Source organism: Corynebacterium provencense (genome assembly GCA_900049755.1).
GTDB lineage: Bacteria > Actinomycetota > Actinomycetes > Mycobacteriales > Mycobacteriaceae > Corynebacterium > Corynebacterium neomassiliense.
This window is the reverse complement of the sequence record LT160592.1, coordinates 1,284,174-1,302,050: the sequence shown is the minus strand read 5'-3', so window position 1 is coordinate 1,302,050 and position 17,877 is coordinate 1,284,174. Positions and strand designations below refer to the sequence as shown.

At 65.1% G+C, this 17,877-nt stretch carries 16 protein-coding genes; 7 read left to right on the top strand and 9 right to left on the bottom strand.

Annotation, left to right across the window (positions count from 1 at the left end; translation table 11 throughout):
* Window positions 1-348 precede the first annotated feature (348 nt).
* Window positions 349-1,653 carry a GntR family transcriptional regulator gene (locus tag BN3906_RS05955; RefSeq protein WP_436834814.1) on the top strand — a complete coding sequence of 435 codons (1,305 nt, stop codon included), beginning with the start codon at window positions 349-351 and terminating at the stop codon, window positions 1,651-1,653.
* Here the strand turns inward: BN3906_RS05955 and BN3906_RS05950 are convergent.
* From BN3906_RS05950 to BN3906_RS05930, 5 genes are all read right to left on the bottom strand, one after another.
* The gene (locus tag BN3906_RS05950; RefSeq protein WP_261796861.1) at window positions 1,631-2,623 is read right to left on the bottom strand and encodes an ATP-binding cassette domain-containing protein; all 993 of its coding nucleotides are present in this window, start codon (window positions 2,621-2,623) and stop codon (window positions 1,631-1,633) included. The genes BN3906_RS05955 and BN3906_RS05950 overlap by 23 nt on opposite strands.
* Window positions 2,620-4,209 carry an ABC transporter ATP-binding protein/permease gene (locus tag BN3906_RS05945; protein ID WP_078057163.1) on the bottom strand — a complete coding sequence of 530 codons (1,590 nt, stop codon included), beginning with the start codon at window positions 4,207-4,209 and terminating at the stop codon, window positions 2,620-2,622. Before BN3906_RS05945 ends, BN3906_RS05950 begins: the two co-directional genes overlap by 4 nt.
* Complete coding sequence (gene cydB, locus BN3906_RS05940; protein ID WP_066585341.1) at window positions 4,206-5,252, bottom strand: cytochrome d ubiquinol oxidase subunit II; 1,047 nt, start codon at window positions 5,250-5,252, stop codon at window positions 4,206-4,208. Before cydB ends, BN3906_RS05945 begins: the two co-directional genes overlap by 4 nt.
* Before the next feature lies 1 nt (window position 5,253).
* Window positions 5,254-6,870 carry a cytochrome ubiquinol oxidase subunit I gene (locus BN3906_RS05935; protein WP_066585340.1) on the bottom strand — a complete coding sequence of 539 codons (1,617 nt, stop codon included), beginning with the start codon at window positions 6,868-6,870 and terminating at the stop codon, window positions 5,254-5,256.
* Window positions 6,871-7,250: 380 nt separating this feature from the next.
* On the bottom strand, window positions 7,251-7,520 hold the full coding sequence (locus tag BN3906_RS05930; RefSeq protein WP_066585336.1) for a metal-sensitive transcriptional regulator: 270 nt from the start codon (window positions 7,518-7,520) through the stop codon (window positions 7,251-7,253).
* Between the two features lie 80 nt (window positions 7,521-7,600).
* Here BN3906_RS05930 and BN3906_RS15425 point away from each other — a divergent pair, with 80 nt between their 5' ends.
* The gene (locus tag BN3906_RS15425; protein ID WP_066585332.1) at window positions 7,601-9,067 is read left to right on the top strand and encodes an MMPL family transporter; all 1,467 of its coding nucleotides are present in this window, start codon (window positions 7,601-7,603) and stop codon (window positions 9,065-9,067) included.
* Complete coding sequence (locus BN3906_RS15420; RefSeq protein ID WP_066585329.1) at window positions 9,064-9,828, top strand: MMPL family transporter; 765 nt, start codon at window positions 9,064-9,066, stop codon at window positions 9,826-9,828. The genes BN3906_RS15425 and BN3906_RS15420 overlap by 4 nt, the downstream gene beginning before the upstream one ends.
* 8 nt (window positions 9,829-9,836) lie before the next feature.
* On the opposite strand, the gene BN3906_RS05915 is transcribed toward BN3906_RS15420, so the two are convergent.
* Window positions 9,837-10,253, bottom strand: coding sequence for a TA system VapC family ribonuclease toxin (locus tag BN3906_RS05915; protein ID WP_078057162.1), 417 nt, complete (start codon window positions 10,251-10,253; stop codon window positions 9,837-9,839).
* Entirely contained in the window at window positions 10,253-10,510 is a 258-nt protein-coding gene (locus BN3906_RS05910; RefSeq protein WP_066585322.1) for a hypothetical protein, read from the bottom strand. The genes BN3906_RS05915 and BN3906_RS05910 overlap by 1 nt, the downstream gene beginning before the upstream one ends.
* Before the next feature lie 238 nt (window positions 10,511-10,748).
* Here BN3906_RS05910 and BN3906_RS05905 point away from each other — a divergent pair, with 238 nt between their 5' ends.
* Window positions 10,749-11,750, top strand: coding sequence for a LysR family transcriptional regulator (locus BN3906_RS05905; protein ID WP_078057161.1), 1,002 nt, complete (start codon window positions 10,749-10,751; stop codon window positions 11,748-11,750).
* Between the two features lie 132 nt (window positions 11,751-11,882).
* Window positions 11,883-13,595, top strand: a complete 1,713-nt coding sequence (gene ctaD, locus BN3906_RS05900; protein ID WP_066585320.1) for an aa3-type cytochrome oxidase subunit I — start codon at window positions 11,883-11,885, stop codon at window positions 13,593-13,595.
* A gap of 60 nt (window positions 13,596-13,655) precedes the next feature.
* Here the strand turns inward: ctaD and BN3906_RS05895 are convergent, their stop codons facing one another.
* Window positions 13,656-13,970 carry a YbjQ family protein gene (locus BN3906_RS05895; RefSeq protein WP_066585318.1) on the bottom strand — a complete coding sequence of 105 codons (315 nt, stop codon included), beginning with the start codon at window positions 13,968-13,970 and terminating at the stop codon, window positions 13,656-13,658.
* Between the two features lie 398 nt (window positions 13,971-14,368).
* On the opposite strand from BN3906_RS05895, the gene BN3906_RS05890 reads away from it, so the two are divergent.
* Together BN3906_RS05890 and BN3906_RS05885 are read left to right on the top strand one after the other, a co-directional pair.
* The gene (locus tag BN3906_RS05890; protein WP_066585314.1) at window positions 14,369-14,767 is read left to right on the top strand and encodes a (deoxy)nucleoside triphosphate pyrophosphohydrolase; all 399 of its coding nucleotides are present in this window, start codon (window positions 14,369-14,371) and stop codon (window positions 14,765-14,767) included.
* Window positions 14,764-17,643, top strand: a complete 2,880-nt coding sequence (locus BN3906_RS05885) for a DUF3427 domain-containing protein (RefSeq protein ID WP_066585311.1) — start codon at window positions 14,764-14,766, stop codon at window positions 17,641-17,643. The genes BN3906_RS05890 and BN3906_RS05885 overlap by 4 nt, the downstream gene beginning before the upstream one ends.
* A gap of 19 nt (window positions 17,644-17,662) precedes the next feature.
* On the opposite strand, the gene BN3906_RS05880 is transcribed toward BN3906_RS05885, so the two are convergent.
* Window positions 17,663-17,860 carry a hypothetical protein gene (locus BN3906_RS05880; protein WP_066585308.1) on the bottom strand — a complete coding sequence of 66 codons (198 nt, stop codon included), beginning with the start codon at window positions 17,858-17,860 and terminating at the stop codon, window positions 17,663-17,665.
* Between the last annotated feature and the right edge of the window lie 17 nt (window positions 17,861-17,877).

Genomic DNA, 17,877 nt, shown 5'->3' with positions numbered 1-17,877 from the left:
TTCGGTGGGGTTTTCTGTGGGGGCTCTTCCGTGGGGGACTTCCCGGGGTCGGGAGTGCAGTGTGCGGCGCAGGTCCTTCCGGTGTGAAGCGGCAGTTCCGGTCTCCGGGGGGTTGTGAGTCAGAAAGGCGGGTGCGAGAATGCGGCCATGGCCACAGGAGCTCAGGCGGGTGCCGCGGCGAGAGGGCGACCCCGGATCCAGGAACAGGCGGACGCCCGGCTCTTATACACATCCAGATGGGTCTAAGAGAACGGGGGGTTCGTTCCCGGCAGACCTCTCAGCCCCCGGAAAACAGCGACGGTGAGTTTGAGGGCCCGGTTCCCCTCCGAGTTNCTGGTCAGCCGTGCGATGCGCCGGATACGGCGGGGAGGTGACCTGCTCCGGGTGGAACACGGTCACCGCAGCCTGCGGTTCTCCGCCTTCACGGTGAGTTTTCCGCGGATCAGTGTGGAATTCAGTACAGGAGGCGCCGACATGCCGGGGGAACTGCAGGCCTTCGACAGGCGGGCGACCGCGGTCATGGCGGCGCTGCGGATCTCCGGGGCGGACGCCTGGCCGACCACCCGGCGTGAGCCCGGGGACGGAGCGGCCGGGCCCCCGGTGGACGGGGACAGTCTGGGGGCGGACACGGTACGGGTGTTCTGGGAGCCGGGACAGCAGACCTGGGAGGCGTTCCTGTCCCAGACGGCAGGCCTTCTGGAGGCCTGCGGACGCAGCGTGGACGCGGTGCCCGGGGATCTGCTCTCCGCACTGTCCGTCCGGGTCGGGCAGGGCCTGCACGGGGTGAGGTGGAGACGGTCCGACCCGGGCACAGCTCCGGGTACAGGTTCAGGCACAGGCCTGCGTGCAGGCCACGCAGACCGTTACGGCGGCATGTCCGGTGAGCGAGACAGTGAACCGGTTTCTGACTCATTCAGCACAGGGTGGCAGGTTCCCGGACCAGGGTGGCAGGGGACGGCGGGAGGGGAACTCTCACCGGCTGAACAGGTCGCCGTCGCCCTGCGCAAGGAGATCACCGACTCCGGCTTCTCCGCCGGCGACCGTGTCACCGGTGGTGTCCTGGCGTCCCACATGGGCATACGGCAGTCCGTGGTGCGCGCGGCGATGCGACGTCTCGCCGACGACGGCCTGCTGGAATCCCGGGACGGTGTGTTCTCCCTGCCCCTCGTCACCGGCGCGGACATCATCGACCTCTACGCCGCGCGTCTGCAGGTCGGCACCGTCCTCCTGCGTGCCTGTGCGGCAGTGCCCCGCCACCGGCTGCTCGGCGCACAGACGGCACTGCGGATGCTGGAGGCCGCCGCAGAACGGGGGGACGCCGTGCGCGTCGACCAGGCCGACCTGTACTTCCAGCAGGAACTGGCGGAGGCGGCCGGTCTCCGCCAGTCCGCGCGCACCTTCCATTCCCTGACCCTGCGCCTGCAGATGTTCATCTCGGTGCTTCAGCTCAACTACGGTCCCGTGGTGGCCCGCATCGTCGCCGACGACCGTCAGATCATGAGTGCCCTGGTCAACGGCAATGCCCCGGTGGCGGTGTGGACGTGGGGGTCGAAGCTCGACAATGCGGTGCGGCACATGTCGGCCGCCGCCGCGGCGGGACTCCGGTTCGACGTCCGGCTCTGGGACAGTCTCACCGGGGGTGCCGGACAATGACCACCGTGCGGCGGGTCCTGGCCCCGGGCAGTCGGGGTGCGGTGAACAGTCCCTCCAGTTCCGTGGCGCCGTCGGCGTCAAGGTGCTCGAAAGGTTCGTCGAGCAGCAGCACCGGGGCGTCGGTGAGCAGCATCCGGGCGAGCAGGAGCCGGCGGCGTTGCCCACCGGACAGACTGTCGGGACCGTCCGCCAGCACCGTGGACAGTCCGTGCGGGAGCGCGTCCACCCAGTCCCTGAGCCCCACGGCCGTGAGGGTGGCGCGCATCAGGTCGTCCGGGGCGTCCGGTGCCCCGACGGCGAGATTGTCCCGCACGGTCGTGGCGAAGACGTGGGCGTCCTCGGGCAGGTAGGAGACGGTCCGGTGCAGCAGTTCCGGGTCGAGGTCCGTGAGCAGGACCCCGTCGAGGGTCACCGTTCCGTGCAGGGGTGGGAGCAGCCCGGCGAGGGTGAGCAGCAGAGTGGTCTTGCCCGTGCCGGACGCCGCGGTGACCGTGTGGACCGTACCGAACGGCAGGTCGAGGTCCGTGATGCCCAGGACATGGTCCCGGCCGTATGCCAGGCCGACCGCCTGCAGGTGCGGGGTGTCGCCGACCGTGGCGGCGGCGCTCCCGGACGTGCCCTCTGTATCTGACGTGCCGCCGGCCCGGTCCCCAGGGGGCTCCGGACCGGTGCGGTAGGCGTTCACCCTGGCGGTGGCGGCGCAGCGCAGGGCGAGCCCGTGGGCGCTGAGCCGGTCGGTGTAGCGGAACGCGGCACGGGAGATGCCGAGTGCTCGCACAGCGGTGACGGCCACGGTCAGGTCCATCACCGGCGGCATCTGCCAGGCCCGGGTGATCAGCCAGGCGGAGACGACGGTCAGGGTGAGCGACGCCAGGAGTGTCGCCGTTCCCGAAGCCACCGGTGCCACGAGGTCACGGGTCCTCAGTCCGGTGAGGGGGCGGGCGGCGGCCAGGGTACGTGTCACGTTCACGGTCTCACCTCGATGTGGTGGTCTGCTGCGGCGGTGACCAGGGGGTCGTGGGAGGCGATGAGCACCGTCGCGCCTTCCGCAGCCCGCCGGCGCAGGGCCTCGACCATGGTCCTGGCGTTGGGGGTGTCCAGGTGGGCTGTCGGTTCGTCGAGGAGCAGCAGGTCACGACCGGTCGTGCGACTGCGGTCGAGTTCGGCGTGGACCGCCGCCCGTTGCCGTTGCCCCAGGGACAGTCCGGAGGTGTCGCCGACGGCCGTGGCGTCCGCCGTGTCGAGGACAGGTCGTTGCGGCAGGTAGGAGGTCCGGTCCCAGAGTTCGGTGCCGGTGAGGCGTGGTCCGGTCCCCGGCCCTGCGGTGACCCGGGCGGTGCCGGTGACCCCGTCGGTCGCGATACCGAGCAGTGCCAGCAGGGTGGTGGTCTTCCCGGCACCGTTCGGGCCGGTCAGGACGGTGAGCTGTCCGGGGCGTGCGGTGCCGGTGACGTCGCGGGGTCGGGGGCCGTCACGTCCGGTGGCGGAGAGGTGGTCGAAGGTGACGGTCAGGCCCTGCCCGCCCTGCCCGTCCTGTGCATCGCGTCCCCCGGCTTCCCCGGCTCCCCCGGTCGTGCCGGGGTGTGCCGTGGTGTCCCCGTCGGAACGGGCGGCGAGGAGGGTGAGGATCCGGTCCACCGCGACGATCCCGTCGCGGGCGTCATGGAACCGGGTTCCGACCTGGCGGACAGGGTTGTACACCTCGGGGATGATGATCAGCACTGTCAGCCCGGCGGCCAGGGTCATGGACCCGTCGAGAAGTCGGAATCCGATCCCCACGGCGACGAGGGCGATCGACAGTGTCGCGAGGAACTCCAGGACCATCGAGGACAGGAATGCGATACGCAGCACCTCCACGGTGGAACGACGGTGTCGGTCGGACAGTCGCCGGACCTCGGCGACGGGGGCGGAGAGACGCCCCAGTGCGCGCAGGGTCGGCAGGCCGGTGACCAGGTCGAGCAGCTGGTCGGACAGGACGCCGAGGGTCATGAGCTTCTTTTCCGTGCGCCCGGCGGTGAGAGTGCCGACAAGCCACATGAACACCGGTATCAGCGGCAGGGTGACCACGGCGACTATCGCGGACCCGGCGTCCAGGAACCACACCACCAGCAGGACCGCGGGGGTCGCCAGGGCGGTGGACATCAGGGCCGGCAGGTAGCCGGTGAGGTAGGGGCCCAGGCCCTCCGTTCCTTCGGTGAGGAGGGTGCGCCATTCCGCCCGGTCCACGGTCCGGGGATCGCGGTGGGCCAGCACCGTCAGTGCCCGGACCCGGAGGTCTTCGGTGGCCTGCGCCGCGGCACGGTGACTGTAGCGCTGTTCCACCCAGGCGAGTGCGGTGCGGGCGACGACGAGGAGAGCGAGGACGCCGAGCGCCGCCCGGTGGTCGGCGAGACCCGTACCGTCGGTGATGACGGAGGCTGAGGTCCGCCCGACGATGATGCCGGAGATCACCAGCGCGACCGTCCGCAGGGCCGTCACCACGGCGAGGACGGCGGTCCACCTCCGGGTCGGGCCGGACAGCTGCAGCAGTCGGGGGTCGACCGGGCCTCTGCTCATGACTGTGGTGTTCCGGTGACCGGCGCCGAGGTGACGCGCCTGCGGAACACCCAGTAGGTCCATCCCTGGTAGGCGAGGACGAGCGGGACCATGAACAGGGCCGACCAGGTCATCACGGTCAGCGTGTAGTCGGCGGAGGAGGCGTTGCGGATGTCCAGGCCCACCCCGTCCGCCAGGGTGGTGGGCATCAGCCACGGGTACAGGGAGCCGAAGAGCAGGACGACAGTGGAGATCACGGTGACGGCGGTGGAGATGAAGGCTGTCGCGTCACGGTCTCGGAGCATCGCGAGGACCCCGAGGAGCACGCCGGCGACGGCGAGGACGGTGACCGCCCAGGTCCAGTTCTTCCCGTGGGCGAGCTGGGTCCACAGGATGAACGCTCCACCGGTGACCGCGGCGAGGACGGTGACGGGGACGACGGCCCGGGTGGTCCGCTGCCGGAGGTCACCGGCGGTGCGCAGACGCAGGAAGCTCAGACCGTGCATGAGGAAGACACAGGTGAAGGCGGCGCCGCCCAGCAGTGCATAGGGGTTGAGCAGCCCGATGAGGGTGGACAGTCCGCTGTCCATGTTCTGGTCGGCGTCCAGGGGGACGCCGCGGACGAGGTTGGAGAAGGCCACACCCCACAGGACCGGCGGGAGCCAGGAGGAGACGGTGACGGTCAGGTCGCAGCGCCGCCTCCAACGCAGGGTGTCGACCTTTCCTCTCCATTCCAGGGCCACGGCCCGGAGGATCAGTGCGACGAGGATGAGGAACAGGGGCAGGTAGAAGCCGGAGAACAGGGCGGCGTACCAGCCTGGGAAGGCGGCGAACAGGGCACCGCCGGCGGTGATCAGCCAGACTTCGTTGCCGTCCCACACCGGCCCGATGGTGCGGACGGCGCCGGTGCGCGCGGCGTCCGCGGCGGCGGGGGAGTCGGTGCGGCGTGAGGTGAACGGCAGGAGCATTCCGACGCCGAAGTCGAAACCTTCGAGCAGGAAGTAACCGGCGAAAAGCACGGTGACGAGGATGAACCAGAGGACGGGGAGGTCGAGGGCGGACATGTCAGAACTCCTTTCCGGAGCCGGTGGCGCTGAAGCGGACGGGTTCCGGACCGTCCCCGGAACCGGTCGTGGCGTCCTTCCCGGTGAGCCCGAATCCGGCGCCGACGGTGGCGGCCGGGTTCGGCCCGTCCTCCGGGGGAGGGCCGGCGAGGATGACACGGCGGATCAGCCAGAACCAGATCACTGCCAGTGCCGCGTAGAGCAGGGTGAATCCGACAAGGGTGACGATCACGGTCCAGGGTGCGTGGTCGGAGACACCCATGTCCACCGTCAGCCGGATCATCTCGGTGCGGGAATCGCCGACGGAGTCGGGGTTGGGATGGACCACCCAGGGTTGGCGTCCCATCTCGGTGAAGATCCACCCGGCGGAGTTCGCGAGGAAGGGGGTGGGGATTGCGATGAGGCAGATCCAGCTGAACAGGGTGCCGGCGCGGCCCTCGGGGACCCGGCCTCTGCGGGTGAACCACCAGCTGGCGGCGAGGAGCGCGACGGAGCCGGCGAGGAGGCCGATCATCGCACGGAACGCCCAGTAGGTCACGAAAAGGTTGGGGGAGTAGTTGCCTGCGCCGTAGAGCATCTCGGATTCGCGCTGCAGGTCCTCCACACCCTGCAGGGTGACGCCGTTGAACTTCCCTTCGGCGAGGAACGGCAGAACCCAGGGAACCTCGATGAGGTGGATGACGGACTCACAGTTGTTGTGGGTTCCGATCGTGAGCACGGAGAACATGGGGTCGGTCTCGGTGTGGCAGAGGGACTCCGCGGACGCCATCTTCATCGGCTGCTGGACGAACATGAGTTTCGCCTGCGTGTCACCGGTGAGGAACAGGGCTATCGCTGAGACGAGGGTGGTCCACCAGGCCAGCCGGTGGGCGGGGCGGTGCATGTCGTGGCGGTCCTCCTCACGACTGCTGTCACGACCGCTGTCATGACCGCCGTCACGGTCGTTGTCGGTGATCTCGCCGCTGTCCAGGAGTGCTTTGCGGGAGCGGTGGTCACGGACCATCCACCAGCCGGTGATGCCGAGGACGAAGGTGCCGGCGGTGAGGAGTGAACCTGCCACGGCGTGCGGGAACGCGGCCAGTGCGGTGGGGTTGGTCAGCAGGGCGACGATGTCGGTGAGTTCCGCCCGGCCGGTGTCGGGGTTGTACTCGGCACCGACAGGGTGCTGCATGAAGGAGTTCGCGACGATGATGAAGTAGGCGGAGAGGTTCACCGCCACCGCGACGATCCAGATGGATGCGGTGTGCATCCACCCGGGAATCTTCCCGGCCCCGAAGATCCACAGTCCGAGGAAGGTGGATTCGAGGAAGAAGGCGATGAGGCCCTCGAGGGCGAGCGGCCCGCCGAAGACGTCACCGACCATGCGGGAGTAGTCGGACCAGTTCATCCCGAACTGGAACTCCTGCACGATGCCGGTCGCCACTCCCATGGCGAAGTTGATGAGCAGGACGGTTCCGAAGAACCGTGTGGCGCGGTACCAGGCGGGGTTCTTCGTGACCTGCCAGAAGGTCTGCATGGCGGCGACCATGGGTGCCAGGCCGATGGTGAGTGGGACGAAGATGAAGTGATAGACGGTGGTGATGCCGAACTGCCACCGTGAAATGTCTACGACATCCATGTGTTGTGCTCCGGTCAGAGAGTCGGGAAAGCGCCGGGTGGGGCGCCGGGTGGGACGTCAGCGGGGTCAGTCAGTGAATCAGCTGCGGGTCGGACAGTGAACTCAGGTGTGGTCTCGGTTGCGGTCTCAGGTGTGGTTTCAGTTGTGGTGCAGTCGGGGACGCAGGTGCGTCTGCTGACGTCTGTACTCCACTGGTCGGAGCGTTCGGGTCGGAAGTTCCTGGCGGGGGTGGTGAACCGGCTCAGGGGGTGCAGTTTCCGATTATACCTGCAGGTCGCCGTGTTTTCGGGCCTGGCCGGGGTGACAGATGTGACAGACGGCCGGCACGGTGACAGCGGTGACAGGAGGGCGGCGGAGTGCTGTCGGTCAGGACAGGGCGGTCAGGACAGGGAGAGGAACATCTTCTCCAGCTGTTCCTCGGACAGTTCGGGGCGTTCCCCGCGTTCGGCGGAGCGGATGCACTCGCGCATTCCGCCGGAGATGATCTTGACCCCCGCCCTGTCCAGTGCCCGGGACACAGCGGCGAGCTGGGTGACCACCTCCCGGCAGTCGCGTCCCTGTTCGAGCATGTCGATGACCCCGTTGAGCTGACCGCGGGCCCGCTTCATCCGGGCGAGTGCTGCTGAGGTCGTGTCGTCGTTGAGTTTCATGGTTGCGAGCTTATACCCCTCCGGGTATCGTCGTGCCGCACGCATACCCCCTGGGGTATACCGACCATCGGAGGAGACCAGTGACCGCACAACAGACAGACACACCACCGCACACCACGACCACCCCACCCGACGCCCCCGGTGCCCTCGCCCGCTGGGGAACCTGGGCGGCCCGCCACATCAGGCCGGTCCTCGGCGTCTGGCTGCTCATCCTCGTCGGACTCGGTGCCGCCGCCCCCTCCGTGTTCAGCTCCCTGGCAGGAGCCGGATGGCAGGCCGACGGTTCCGAATCCGTCGCCGTGCGTGACCTCGCCCAGGAACACTTCGGCGGCAACACCTCCTCCGCCGTCCAGGTCGTCATCCACACCGAGGACGGGACCGTCGGGGACGCCACCACCACCGGCATCATCGACCGGGCCACCGAACTGCTCGCCGCAGACGACTGCATCGCGGAAATCATGCCCCCGACCCCCGGCGTCACCGTCAGCCAGGACGGGAAGACCGGCATCCTCGTCGCCGGCGCCGCCGCCGACACCGACGACATGGTCCGACTCGCCGACGAACTCTCCGACAGCATCACCGCGCTGGCGACAGAAGGCACGGAAGTTTTCCCCACCGGTCAGTCGATGCTGTGGAGCGACTTCAACCACGCCAACCACGACGCCATGATGAAGGCCGAGATGATGTCCTGGCCCGTGACACTGCTCATCCTCGTCATCGCCTTCGGCAGTCTCGTGGCCGCGGGACTGCCGCTGATGCTGACCATCGCCGGCCTCGTCGCATCCGCTGGAGCCCTGGTCCTGCTCAACAGTGTCACCCCGATCTCCGTGTGGGCCATGAACTTCGCGCTGATGTTCGCTCTCGCCCTCGGTATCGACTACGCGCTCTTCCTCGTCGCACGATTCCGCGACGCCCTACGTTCCCGGCCGGACGCTCCGGACGCGGCGGCCGCCGTCGGTGAAACCTACGGGACCGCTGGCAAGGCCGTCCTGCTGTCCGGTCTGACCGTGCTGGTCAGCCTGTCCGCCGTGCTGCTGGTCCCCGCCCCGGCGGTGCGCACCATGGCCGTGGGGATCATGCTCGCCGTGGTCTTCGTGCTCGCGGCGTCCTTCACCCTCCTGCCGGCCGTTCTCGGGGCCCTCGGCACCAGGGTCAACGCGGTCTCCCTGCCCTATGCGAAGAAGCAGGAGCACCGGTCACCGCTGTTCGCCCGGTGGGCGGGCATCCTGCGCAGACGTCCGGTACTGGCCGTCGCCGGGTCCGGAGCGCTGCTGGTGCTCGCCTGCCTGCCGGTGTTCGGGCTGAAGGTGGCGATGCCCTCGATCGCGGTCGTCCCCGAGGACGCCCCGGTCCGGCAGGGCTATCACCTCGTGCAGGACGCCATGGGTGAAGGCGCGCCGGGCATGCTGCAGATCATCGTCGGTGACGGGGACGCCGCCGAGGCGTCACGGACCGCGGCGCAGACGAAGATGAGGCCGCAGACTGACCGGGTGTGTACCCTGCGCAGTGACGGACCGCGGCGCAGACCGCGGGCATCGGCGCGGTGACCCCCGCGGCGCCCGCCTCCGACGACTCCGGGCTGACGATGTTCCAGGCCGTCCCCGAGGTCGACCCCTCGGACAGTGTGATGAACGGGATCCTCGCCGACCTGCGGGAGCACCTTCCGGAATCGGCGCTGGTCGGTGGTGCCCCGGCGGAGAACATCGACCTGCAGGACGCCCTCGACCGCTGGTTCCCCGTGATCGTCGGGATCATCCTCGTCCTCGGATTCCTCCTGCTGCTCATCGCCCTGAGGGCCCCGCTGACCGCCCTGGTGGGAACGGTCGTCAGCCTCCTGTCCACCGGTGCCGCCTTCGGTGTCGCCCGGCTGATCTTCCAGGACGGGCACCTGTCCGGGCTGCTGGGATTCGAACCCCAGGGCTTCCTCGACGGATGGGGACCGGTGTTCTTCTTCGCCATGATCTTCGCCGTGGCCATGGACTACACGGTGTTCCTGCTGGCCACGGTGAAAGAGCACAGGGAACGTACCGGGGACGCCACCACCGCCGTGACCGAGGGCATGGCACACTCCGGACGTATCATCTTCGCCGCCGCAGCGGTGATGGTCGCCGTGTTCTTCACCTTCGCACTCGCTGAACCGCTGCCGCCGAAGGAGATGGGGGTGATCCTCGGAGTTGCGGTGCTGCTGGATGCGCTCCTGGTCCGCCTGGTGCTGCTGCCGGCGCTGATGCTCCTGGCGGGGGAGGCGGCGTGGTGGTGCCCCGCATGGCTGCGCCGAATCCTGCCGGACATCAGCTTCTCGCACTAGCGCGCAGGTCAGCTCCAGACCTCGACGAACCTGCGGTCCGCGGGAACCAGTGAGTCCCTCACCGCGGCGTCGAACGTTGCAAGGCGGGTGTTGTGCGCTGCCGCGATGTTCACGAGCTGGAGGTCAGTGACCTGGCGCCGCCCCATGAGGACGCGGGTGTCGATCACGGGGTCGGACAGGGACCTGTCGTCGGGAATGAACGACCAGCCGGGCACCTGCCGGATCGCCTGCAGCTGGCCGAGGGCCTCCCTGCCGGGTACCCGCCGTCCGACGACCTTCTCCGTCAGCAGGAGCCGGACGAGGCCGGCCTCGGTGACCGGACAGGTGCTCCAGCTTGAAAGCCCGCTGAAGCGAGCGTGGGCGATCTCGTGGTGGATGTGCTGGTCCCAGGTAAGGGCGAGAAGCACGTTGACGTCCAGGAGCATCAGAGGTGGTCTTCCGGTTGGTCTTCCGGTTCCGGATCCTGGTCCCGGAACGTGGCCACGAGATCATCGGTCACCGGGTGGGCGGGGTCGCCGTGGAGAACGGGGAATCCTGACCGGGTACTGTGCACCGCCCGGACGGGGCGTAGCCCGGCGAGGGCGAGTTCAGACACCGCTCTGCCCAGGGAGATGTGCTCGGCCGCCGCTTTGGCCCTGGCGGCACTCAGGACGGTGGGGTCGAGATCAATGGTGGTGCGCATGGCCGCATCATAACATCATGATGATCGGAGAATCTGCAGGAACCTTTCATGCAGAGAACTGGTCACCCGCTTCTTCTTCGGCAGCTCCCGGACTGCCCCGCGTCGCATCCGGGTTCCGGTTCCGCGGGGGACAGTGCACCGACACTTCCCGTCTGTTCCCCAGTGATGCTTATGGCAGTCACGGTCATCTACCGGTATTCTCGCGGGTCCCGGCACAGCAACCTAGGTTGGAAGAATTATGAACGGTCGTCTGTCCCTGGAATCGCTGCGCTACGCCGACGCTGTCGCTGACGCAGGATCCTTCAGCTCCGCGGCGCGCAGGTTCGGAGTCACCCAGCCCGCGCTCTCGTCCAGCATCGCGAAACTCGAGGATTACCTCGGAGGTCGCCTGTTCCTCCGCAATCCGCGGGGCACCTCACCCACAGCTTTCGGACGGGCCGTCCTGCCACGGATCCGCCAGGTCATCATCGACCTGGAGAGGGTGGAGAACGAGGCTGAGGCTTTCGCCAGCCAGGGGCACGGCACCATCCGCATCGGAACGTCACCGCAGATCGAGAAGGCGCTCGTCGCGAAACTGCGGGGCATCATCTACGGCCCGGAGGCGTACGGACCGGACTCCGGCTCTCCGGCGCGGGACGCCACCCTCCTGGAATCCGAGCTCGACCAGCTCGAGGAGTATCTGCAGATGGGCGTCCTCGACATGATCCTCGTCCCTGCGCTGGGGCTCCTCCCCTCGTACAGTCACCGGCTCATCAACTCCGACTACCTGGTGCTCGTCGACCCGGATGCCCCGCACGGGCACGCCCCCGGGGAGCTGGAACCGGTCACCGTGCGGGAACTGGCGGAGAAGGAACTCATCCTCTCCCGTAACGGCTGCGGAATCACCCGCACCGTCACAGCACTCATGGACGAGGCAGGACTGCAGCTCAACCAGGCGGAGATCGAGGTGGCGAACTGCTCCACCCTGTTCAGCTGGGTGGGACGTGGGATGGGGTCGGTGGTGCTCCCGGAACGCAACGTGGCCCCCGGAACTCCGGTGCGCAGAATCATCCGCGACGACGGCACCTGCGCCGAAATGTTCAACGAGATGATCTGGGACCCGGGTTCGCAGGACGCCGTGTACCTCGAGGGACTGTCGCAGCGGCTGGCCGCACCGCAGACCGCTGACCAGGGAAAAGACCCCGCGCAGACGATTCCCCAGTGGGCGGCGGGGACCGGCTCACATAACCGCAACCACTAGCCCCATAACGAAAGCCCCCCTACCTGGGGGGATAGGACGCTCCTAACGTCAGTGTCAGACACTTGCGGTGAACTGTCCCCGTTTCCACAACCGGGGCGCTGACGCTCACCGCTCGCACCAGGAGGTACGACAATGACAGCGGTAGCACCGCGGGAGGATACGGCCGGACGGCCGTCCGCAGCTCCCGCCAGGCCCGAGCCCCAGGGCGGCAGGTCGCTGAAAGGCAACCACGCCCTGACGATCCTGACGACCACCGACCACAAGCAGCTCGGGATCATGTACATCATCATGTCCTTCTGCTTCTTCTTCGCAGGGGGCCTGATGGCCCTGCTGATCCGGCTGGAACTGTTCCACCCGGGCATGCAGTACCTGTCCAACGAGCAGTTCAACCAGCTGTTCACCATGCACGGCACGGTGATGCTGCTGCTCTACGGAACCCCGGTCGTGTGGGGATTCGGCAACTACATGATCCCGTTGCAGATCGGCGCCCCTGACGTCGCCTTCCCCCGTCTCAACGCCTTCGGCCTGTGGATCACCGCCTTCGGAGGCATCATCATGCTCTCCGGGTTCCTCACCCCCGGCGGCGCCGCCGACTTCGGCTGGACGATGTACATGCCCCTGGCGGACGCCATCCACAGCCCCGGGGTCGGGTCGAACCTGTGGATCGTCGGCGTGGGGATGACAGGTGTGGGCACCATCGCCTCGGCCATCAACATGATGACCACGATCCTGTGCCTGCGCGCCCCGGGTATGACCATGTTCCGGATGCCGATCTTCACCTGGGAGATCCTGGTCACCTCCCTGCTGTCCCTGCTGATCTTCCCGCTGCTCACCGCGGCAGCTCTCGGCGTCCTGTACGACCGGTTGTTCGGGGGCCACATCTTCGACCCCGCCAACGGCGGCGGCGTCCTGTGGCAGCACCTGTTCTGGTTCTTCGGCCACCCCGAGGTCTACGTCCTGGCACTGCCGTTCTGGGGAATCGTCTCGGAGATCTTCCCGGTGTTCAGCCGTAAGCCGATGTTCGGGTACATCGGGCTGATCTTCGCCAGCCTCAGTGTCGCCGCACTGTCGCTGAGCGTGTGGGCGCACCACATGTTCGTCACCGGTGCGGTGCTGCTGCCGTTCTTCTCCTTCATGACCTTCCTCATCGCCGTGCCGACCGGCCTGAAATTCTTCAACTGGCTGGGCACGATGTGGAAGGGCCGGATCACCTTCGAGACTCCGATGATCTTCGCACTCGGGTTCTTCGCGACCTTCCTCTTCGGCGGTCTCACCGGCGTCATGCTGGCCTCCCCGGCACTGGATTTCCACCTGTCGGACACGTACTTCGTGGTCGCGCACTTCCACTACACCCTGTTCGGGACGGTGGTCTTCGCCTCCTACGCCGGCGTCTACTACTGGTTCCCGAAGATGACCGGCCGCATGATGAACGAGAAGCTGGGCAAGATCCACTTCTGGCTGACGTTCATCGGCTTCCACACCACATTCCTGGTGCAGCACTGGCTCGGCAACATGGGCATGCCCCGGCGCTACGCCGACTACCTGGACTCGGACGGCTTCACCACCCTGAACCAGGTCTCGACCATCGGCGCACTGATCCTGGGTGTCTCGGTCCTGCCGTTCATCTGGAACGTGTTCAGCTCCTGGCGTTACGGTGAGATCGTCACCGTCGACGACCCCTGGGGTTACGGCAACACCCTGGAGTGGGCGACCTCCTGCCCGCCCCCGCGGCACAACTTCGACTCCCTGCCGAAGATCCGTTCCGAGCGGCCCGCCTTCGAGCTGCACTACCCGCACATGGTCACCCGGATGCGCGAGGAAGCGCACGTCGGCGGTCACTTCTAGGCCATTTCCAGGGGTGCCGGGACGCCTGGTCCAGGTCCGGGGTCGGGTCGGGTCCGGGGTTCAGAACCTGACAGCGGTTCCGGACGCCGTGACCATGACCATCCCGCCCTGGCCGAGGGACTCGTAGTCGATCTTCACACCGATGACGCCCTCAGCACCGAGTTCGATGGCGCGCTGCACCATCTCACCGAGAGCCTGCTCACGGGCGTTGACGATCTCGGTCTCATAGCCGGCGGAACGCCCTCCGACGAGGTTGCGGAAGCCTGCGCCGATGTCCTTGAACATGTTGATGCCCACGACAGTCTCTCCGGCGACGATGCGGACATACTCGCGGACAGGGCGTCCGTCCACGGTGGCAGTGGTGGTCACGATCATGGTGGGGCTCCTCGGGGTTCTGGCCGCGTTGTGTGATGTGGCTCCGGTGATGCGCACTAATGCCCGAGTTTACGGTGGAGGGGTGGTTCCGGGCGGAGGGTGGGTCAGAACCAGCGGAGGACCATGGTGCATGTCCCAGTGACGGCAGCTGTCAGTCGGGAGAAAGACTCTCTGATCTCCAGGGTGGCGAAGAGTGAACCTGAGGTTGACGAGGACCAGGCTGACTTGCGGGATGAGCCTGAACGTCGCGCCAACCAACAGGACCACCGCAGCTTCCGTCACCGAGGCTGGGACAGCGGCAATGAAAAGCAGATATGACGCCTTAAGACGTTCGGAGCTCAGCAACATGAGCCGTCACGGTAGCCGGCGGCGTCCGTCCAGTTGTTAGGCTGACAGACATGGCAAAGCGGATCAACGTCGTCGGAGCAGTCCTTACAGAGGGAACTAAGGTTCTTGCAGCACAGCGGGGTGAAGCCATGTCCCTCGCTGGCTTCTGGGAGTTCCCCGGCGGCAAGATTGAGCCCGGGGAAACCCCGCAGCAGGCTCTGCGCCGAGAGCTGCAGGAGGAGCTGCTCTGCACCGCGGAAATCGGTGAGAAAGTCACCACCACCGAGTACGACTATGACTTCGGCACAGTCATTCTCACCACGTTCTTCGGCACAATCGTGGACCAGGAGCCCACGCTCACTGAGCATGCTGAAGTGCGCTGGGTGGAGGCGGCAGAACTAGCCAATCTCCCCTGGGCTCCCGCGGATGTCCCTGCTGTTGACCTCGTTGTCGCACACTTCGCTGCATGAGTTTCGACAGCCCGGTCGGTGCAGGAACCGCCTTTGGCTTCCTCGACCACACAGTGCCCTCGGAACAGCTCTATAATCCGAAACTCATCGTCAACGACGACGGAAACACCATGGTGCGCGCGATTAAGGATGAACTGAGGCGTTCCGAGCGCGCATATTTCTCCGTCGCTTTCATCGCTCCCAGTGCACTGGGGCTGCTGAAGCAAGACCTACTTGACTTCCAGGGGCAGGCAACGATCATCACGTCCACCTACCTGGATTTCAATGAGCCGGATATGTTCCGTGAACTGCTCACTTTGGACAATATCGAAGTCCTCATCCACCCTGGTGGCGCGGGAGGTTTCCACGCCAAGGGCTATGTCTTCAGCCAGAAAGAAGGTCTCTCGGCGATAGTGGGGAGCTCTAACCTCACTCGCTATGCGCTGACAACGAACAAGGAGTGGAACCTCCGCTTCTCCGCACTTCCTGAGGGAGACATTACCTACCAGCTAAGGGATGCCATTCAGCGACAGCGAGACGAGAGTACACGGCTGACGCCGACGTGGATCGACGAGTACGAGAAAACTAGACTGCCTCGCGTGTCTCCGGAAACTATCGCCGCGGATAACAACAATGAAGTTTTTGTCGACCATGTGGTGCCGAACACGATGCAGACTGAAGCTCTCGATGAGATCCGTAAAGTACGCGAATCGGGTGAGAGACGCGCATTGGTGATCTCTGCGACCGGAACGGGAAAAACTATTCTCGCAGCCCTTGCCGCTCGCGAGATTGATCCCGCACGCATGCTTTTCATTGTTCACCGCGAGCAGATCCTCACCAAGGCGATGTCACAGTTTCAGCTGGTCCTGGGTGGGGAGGAAGTAGAATTCGGTCGTCTTGTCGGCGCTGAGCGACAGATCGACCGTCGTTATATCTTTGCCATGGAGCAGACGCTGTCTCAGCCTGAGACCTTGGCGTCCATCCCGCGAGACGCCTTCGACCTCATCATCATTGATGAGGTCCACCGAGCGGGTGCGGACGGCTACGGTCGCATCATCGACCACTTTGAACCGGGTTTTCTCCTGGGACTGACCGCGACGCCGGAGCGCACCGACGCCTTCAATATCTTCGAACTCTTCGATTATAACGTCCCCTACGAAATTCGTCTGCAGGCTGCGCTGGAAGCAGACATGCTGGCTCCCTTCGACTACTACGGGGTGAGGGAGTATTTGACTGACGAAGGCGAAACGAAGGACACCACAGCTGACCTATCGAAACTCGTTGCCCCGAAGCGGGTGCAGTATATCCTGGAGATGTTACGGACGTACGGCTTCCCTCGAGGCGTCAAGGGTCTGATGTTCTGCTCGGGTAAGGATGAAGCACATGAGCTCTCCCGGTTGTTCAATGAACAGGAGATCAACGGAAGGAAGTTGCGCACGGTGGCTCTCACCGGTGAGTCGACCGCAGAGCAGAGAGATACAGCGATTCGGGAACTAGAGATGGGGAACCTGGACTACATCATTACCAGGGACATCTTTAACGAGGGTATCGACATCCCTACAGTTAACCAGGTAGTGATGCTGAGGAACACGGAATCCAGCATCATTTTTACCCAGCAACTGGGACGTGGGCTGCGCAAGGCGCCGGGTAAGGATCACCTGCGAGTCATTGACTTCATTGGCAACTACAAGAACAACTTCCTTATCCCCATTGCACTGTTCGGCGACAGTAGCCTCAACCCGGACACCATAAAGGAGAAGCTCATCCGTGCGCAGACGACTGGCGTCATTGCTGGAGTTTCCAGCGTGAGTTTCGACAAGGTATCTCGGGATCGAGTGCTGCACTCTTTGCAAAGAGCGAAGCTGGATTCCGTGCCGAATCTCAAGAAATCCATCCGTGATCTGGAGTATAGGCTCGGACATATTCCGATGCTTATTGATTTCGCCCGTTTCCATACTGTGGATCCGGTTGTCATCGCGGCGAAGAAAAAGAGCTATTGGAACCTGCTGCACCATTTCGGCATGGTCGAAGTTGCGCCGACTGCTGAGGAGGCGGCATACATCTCGCTGCTCGACAGTGAATTGCTCAACGGTAAGCGCCCGCACGAGATGCTGTTGCTGAAGGCCCTGTTAGAGCAGCGTTCACTGTCCCGGACTGACTTTATTGGTTTACTCCAGGACGACGAGTGTTCCTCAGATGAGGCGACGGTGGCGTCCGTGGAGAGGATTTTGACACTAAGGTTCTTCGTTGAGTCGGAGATGAAGAAGTACGGTCCACATCCAGTGATGCGAATCGAAGGCGAACAGTATATTCTGGACGACGTTTTCGCTCAGCTCTTCGACCGGGGAGGAAATTTCACGACGCATGTCAAAGATTCCATTGACACAGCGCTCTTCTTGGCCAGACATGACGAATCCTGGTCAGGGACGCTCGTCGTCGGCCATCAGTACACACGTAAGGACGTGTGCCGGCTGCTGAACTTTGAGTCCAACCAGTACAGCACTCTGTACGGCTACAAGGCGGATTCCTTTTCCGGAACGTGTCCCATCTTTATCACGCACGACAAAGCAGCAGACATCTCGGCGACGACCCAGTACGAAGACAGCTTTGAAAGCGAGGCAACGATCAACTGGTTCACCAAGAGCCGGACCTCGCTGAAGAGCAAACGTGAGAACGACATAGCCAACAACTTGTTCCCATTACACGTCTTTGTGAAGAAGAGTGATGTGGACGGCGGTGACTTCTTCTACCTCGGTGAGGCCACTGCTAGAGACGCCCATGACACTCACATCGTGGATGACAAGGGAAAGGACGTCCCCGTAGTCAATATGAAGCTCGATCTTGACCATGTCGTGGAGCCAGGACTGTTCGGGTACCTGGTGGATGCGGGTGATTGAGCCAGCCTAAGTTCGACGATTAACGCGCTTCCCCGGTGGTCATTTGTTTGTAGGCTTCCTGGAGGACGGCACTGGGCAGTTCGTTTCGCCACACGTGTTCGTTGGAGAGCGCGGTGTACGCCTCTTCGACGCTCAGCATGCGGAGTAGCATCCGTCCGCGGATTGCGTCTTTAGCATCGTCGATCCATTCAGCGCGGTCTTCGACGGTCAAGTCCATGGTGTTCTCCTGAGGGA

Excerpts from the sequence above, each read along its gene's own strand:
- BN3906_RS05955 (WP_436834814.1), top strand. The coding sequence starts at position 349 with ATGCGCCGGATACGGCGGGGAGGTGACCTGCTCCGGGTGGAACACGGT.
- BN3906_RS05945 (WP_078057163.1), bottom strand. The coding sequence starts at position 4,209 with ATGAGCAGAGGCCCGGTCGACCCCCGACTGCTGCAGCTGTCCGGCCCG.
- cydB (WP_066585341.1), bottom strand. The coding sequence starts at position 5,252 with ATGTCCGCCCTCGACCTCCCCGTCCTCTGGTTCATCCTCGTCACCGTG.
- BN3906_RS05935 (WP_066585340.1), bottom strand. The coding sequence starts at position 6,870 with ATGGATGTCGTAGACATTTCACGGTGGCAGTTCGGCATCACCACCGTC.
- BN3906_RS05930 (WP_066585336.1), bottom strand. The coding sequence starts at position 7,520 with ATGAAACTCAACGACGACACGACCTCAGCAGCACTCGCCCGGATGAAG.
- BN3906_RS05915 (WP_078057162.1), bottom strand. The coding sequence starts at position 10,253 with ATGCTCCTGGACGTCAACGTGCTTCTCGCCCTTACCTGGGACCAGCAC.
- BN3906_RS05910 (WP_066585322.1), bottom strand. The coding sequence starts at position 10,510 with ATGCGCACCACCATTGATCTCGACCCCACCGTCCTGAGTGCCGCCAGG.
- BN3906_RS05905 (WP_078057161.1), top strand. The coding sequence starts at position 10,749 with ATGAACGGTCGTCTGTCCCTGGAATCGCTGCGCTACGCCGACGCTGTC.
- ctaD (WP_066585320.1), top strand. The coding sequence starts at position 11,883 with ATGACAGCGGTAGCACCGCGGGAGGATACGGCCGGACGGCCGTCCGCA.
- BN3906_RS05895 (WP_066585318.1), bottom strand. The coding sequence starts at position 13,970 with ATGATCGTGACCACCACTGCCACCGTGGACGGACGCCCTGTCCGCGAG.
- BN3906_RS05890 (WP_066585314.1), top strand. The coding sequence starts at position 14,369 with ATGGCAAAGCGGATCAACGTCGTCGGAGCAGTCCTTACAGAGGGAACT.
- BN3906_RS05885 (WP_066585311.1), top strand. The coding sequence starts at position 14,764 with ATGAGTTTCGACAGCCCGGTCGGTGCAGGAACCGCCTTTGGCTTCCTC.
- BN3906_RS05880 (WP_066585308.1), bottom strand. The coding sequence starts at position 17,860 with ATGGACTTGACCGTCGAAGACCGCGCTGAATGGATCGACGATGCTAAA.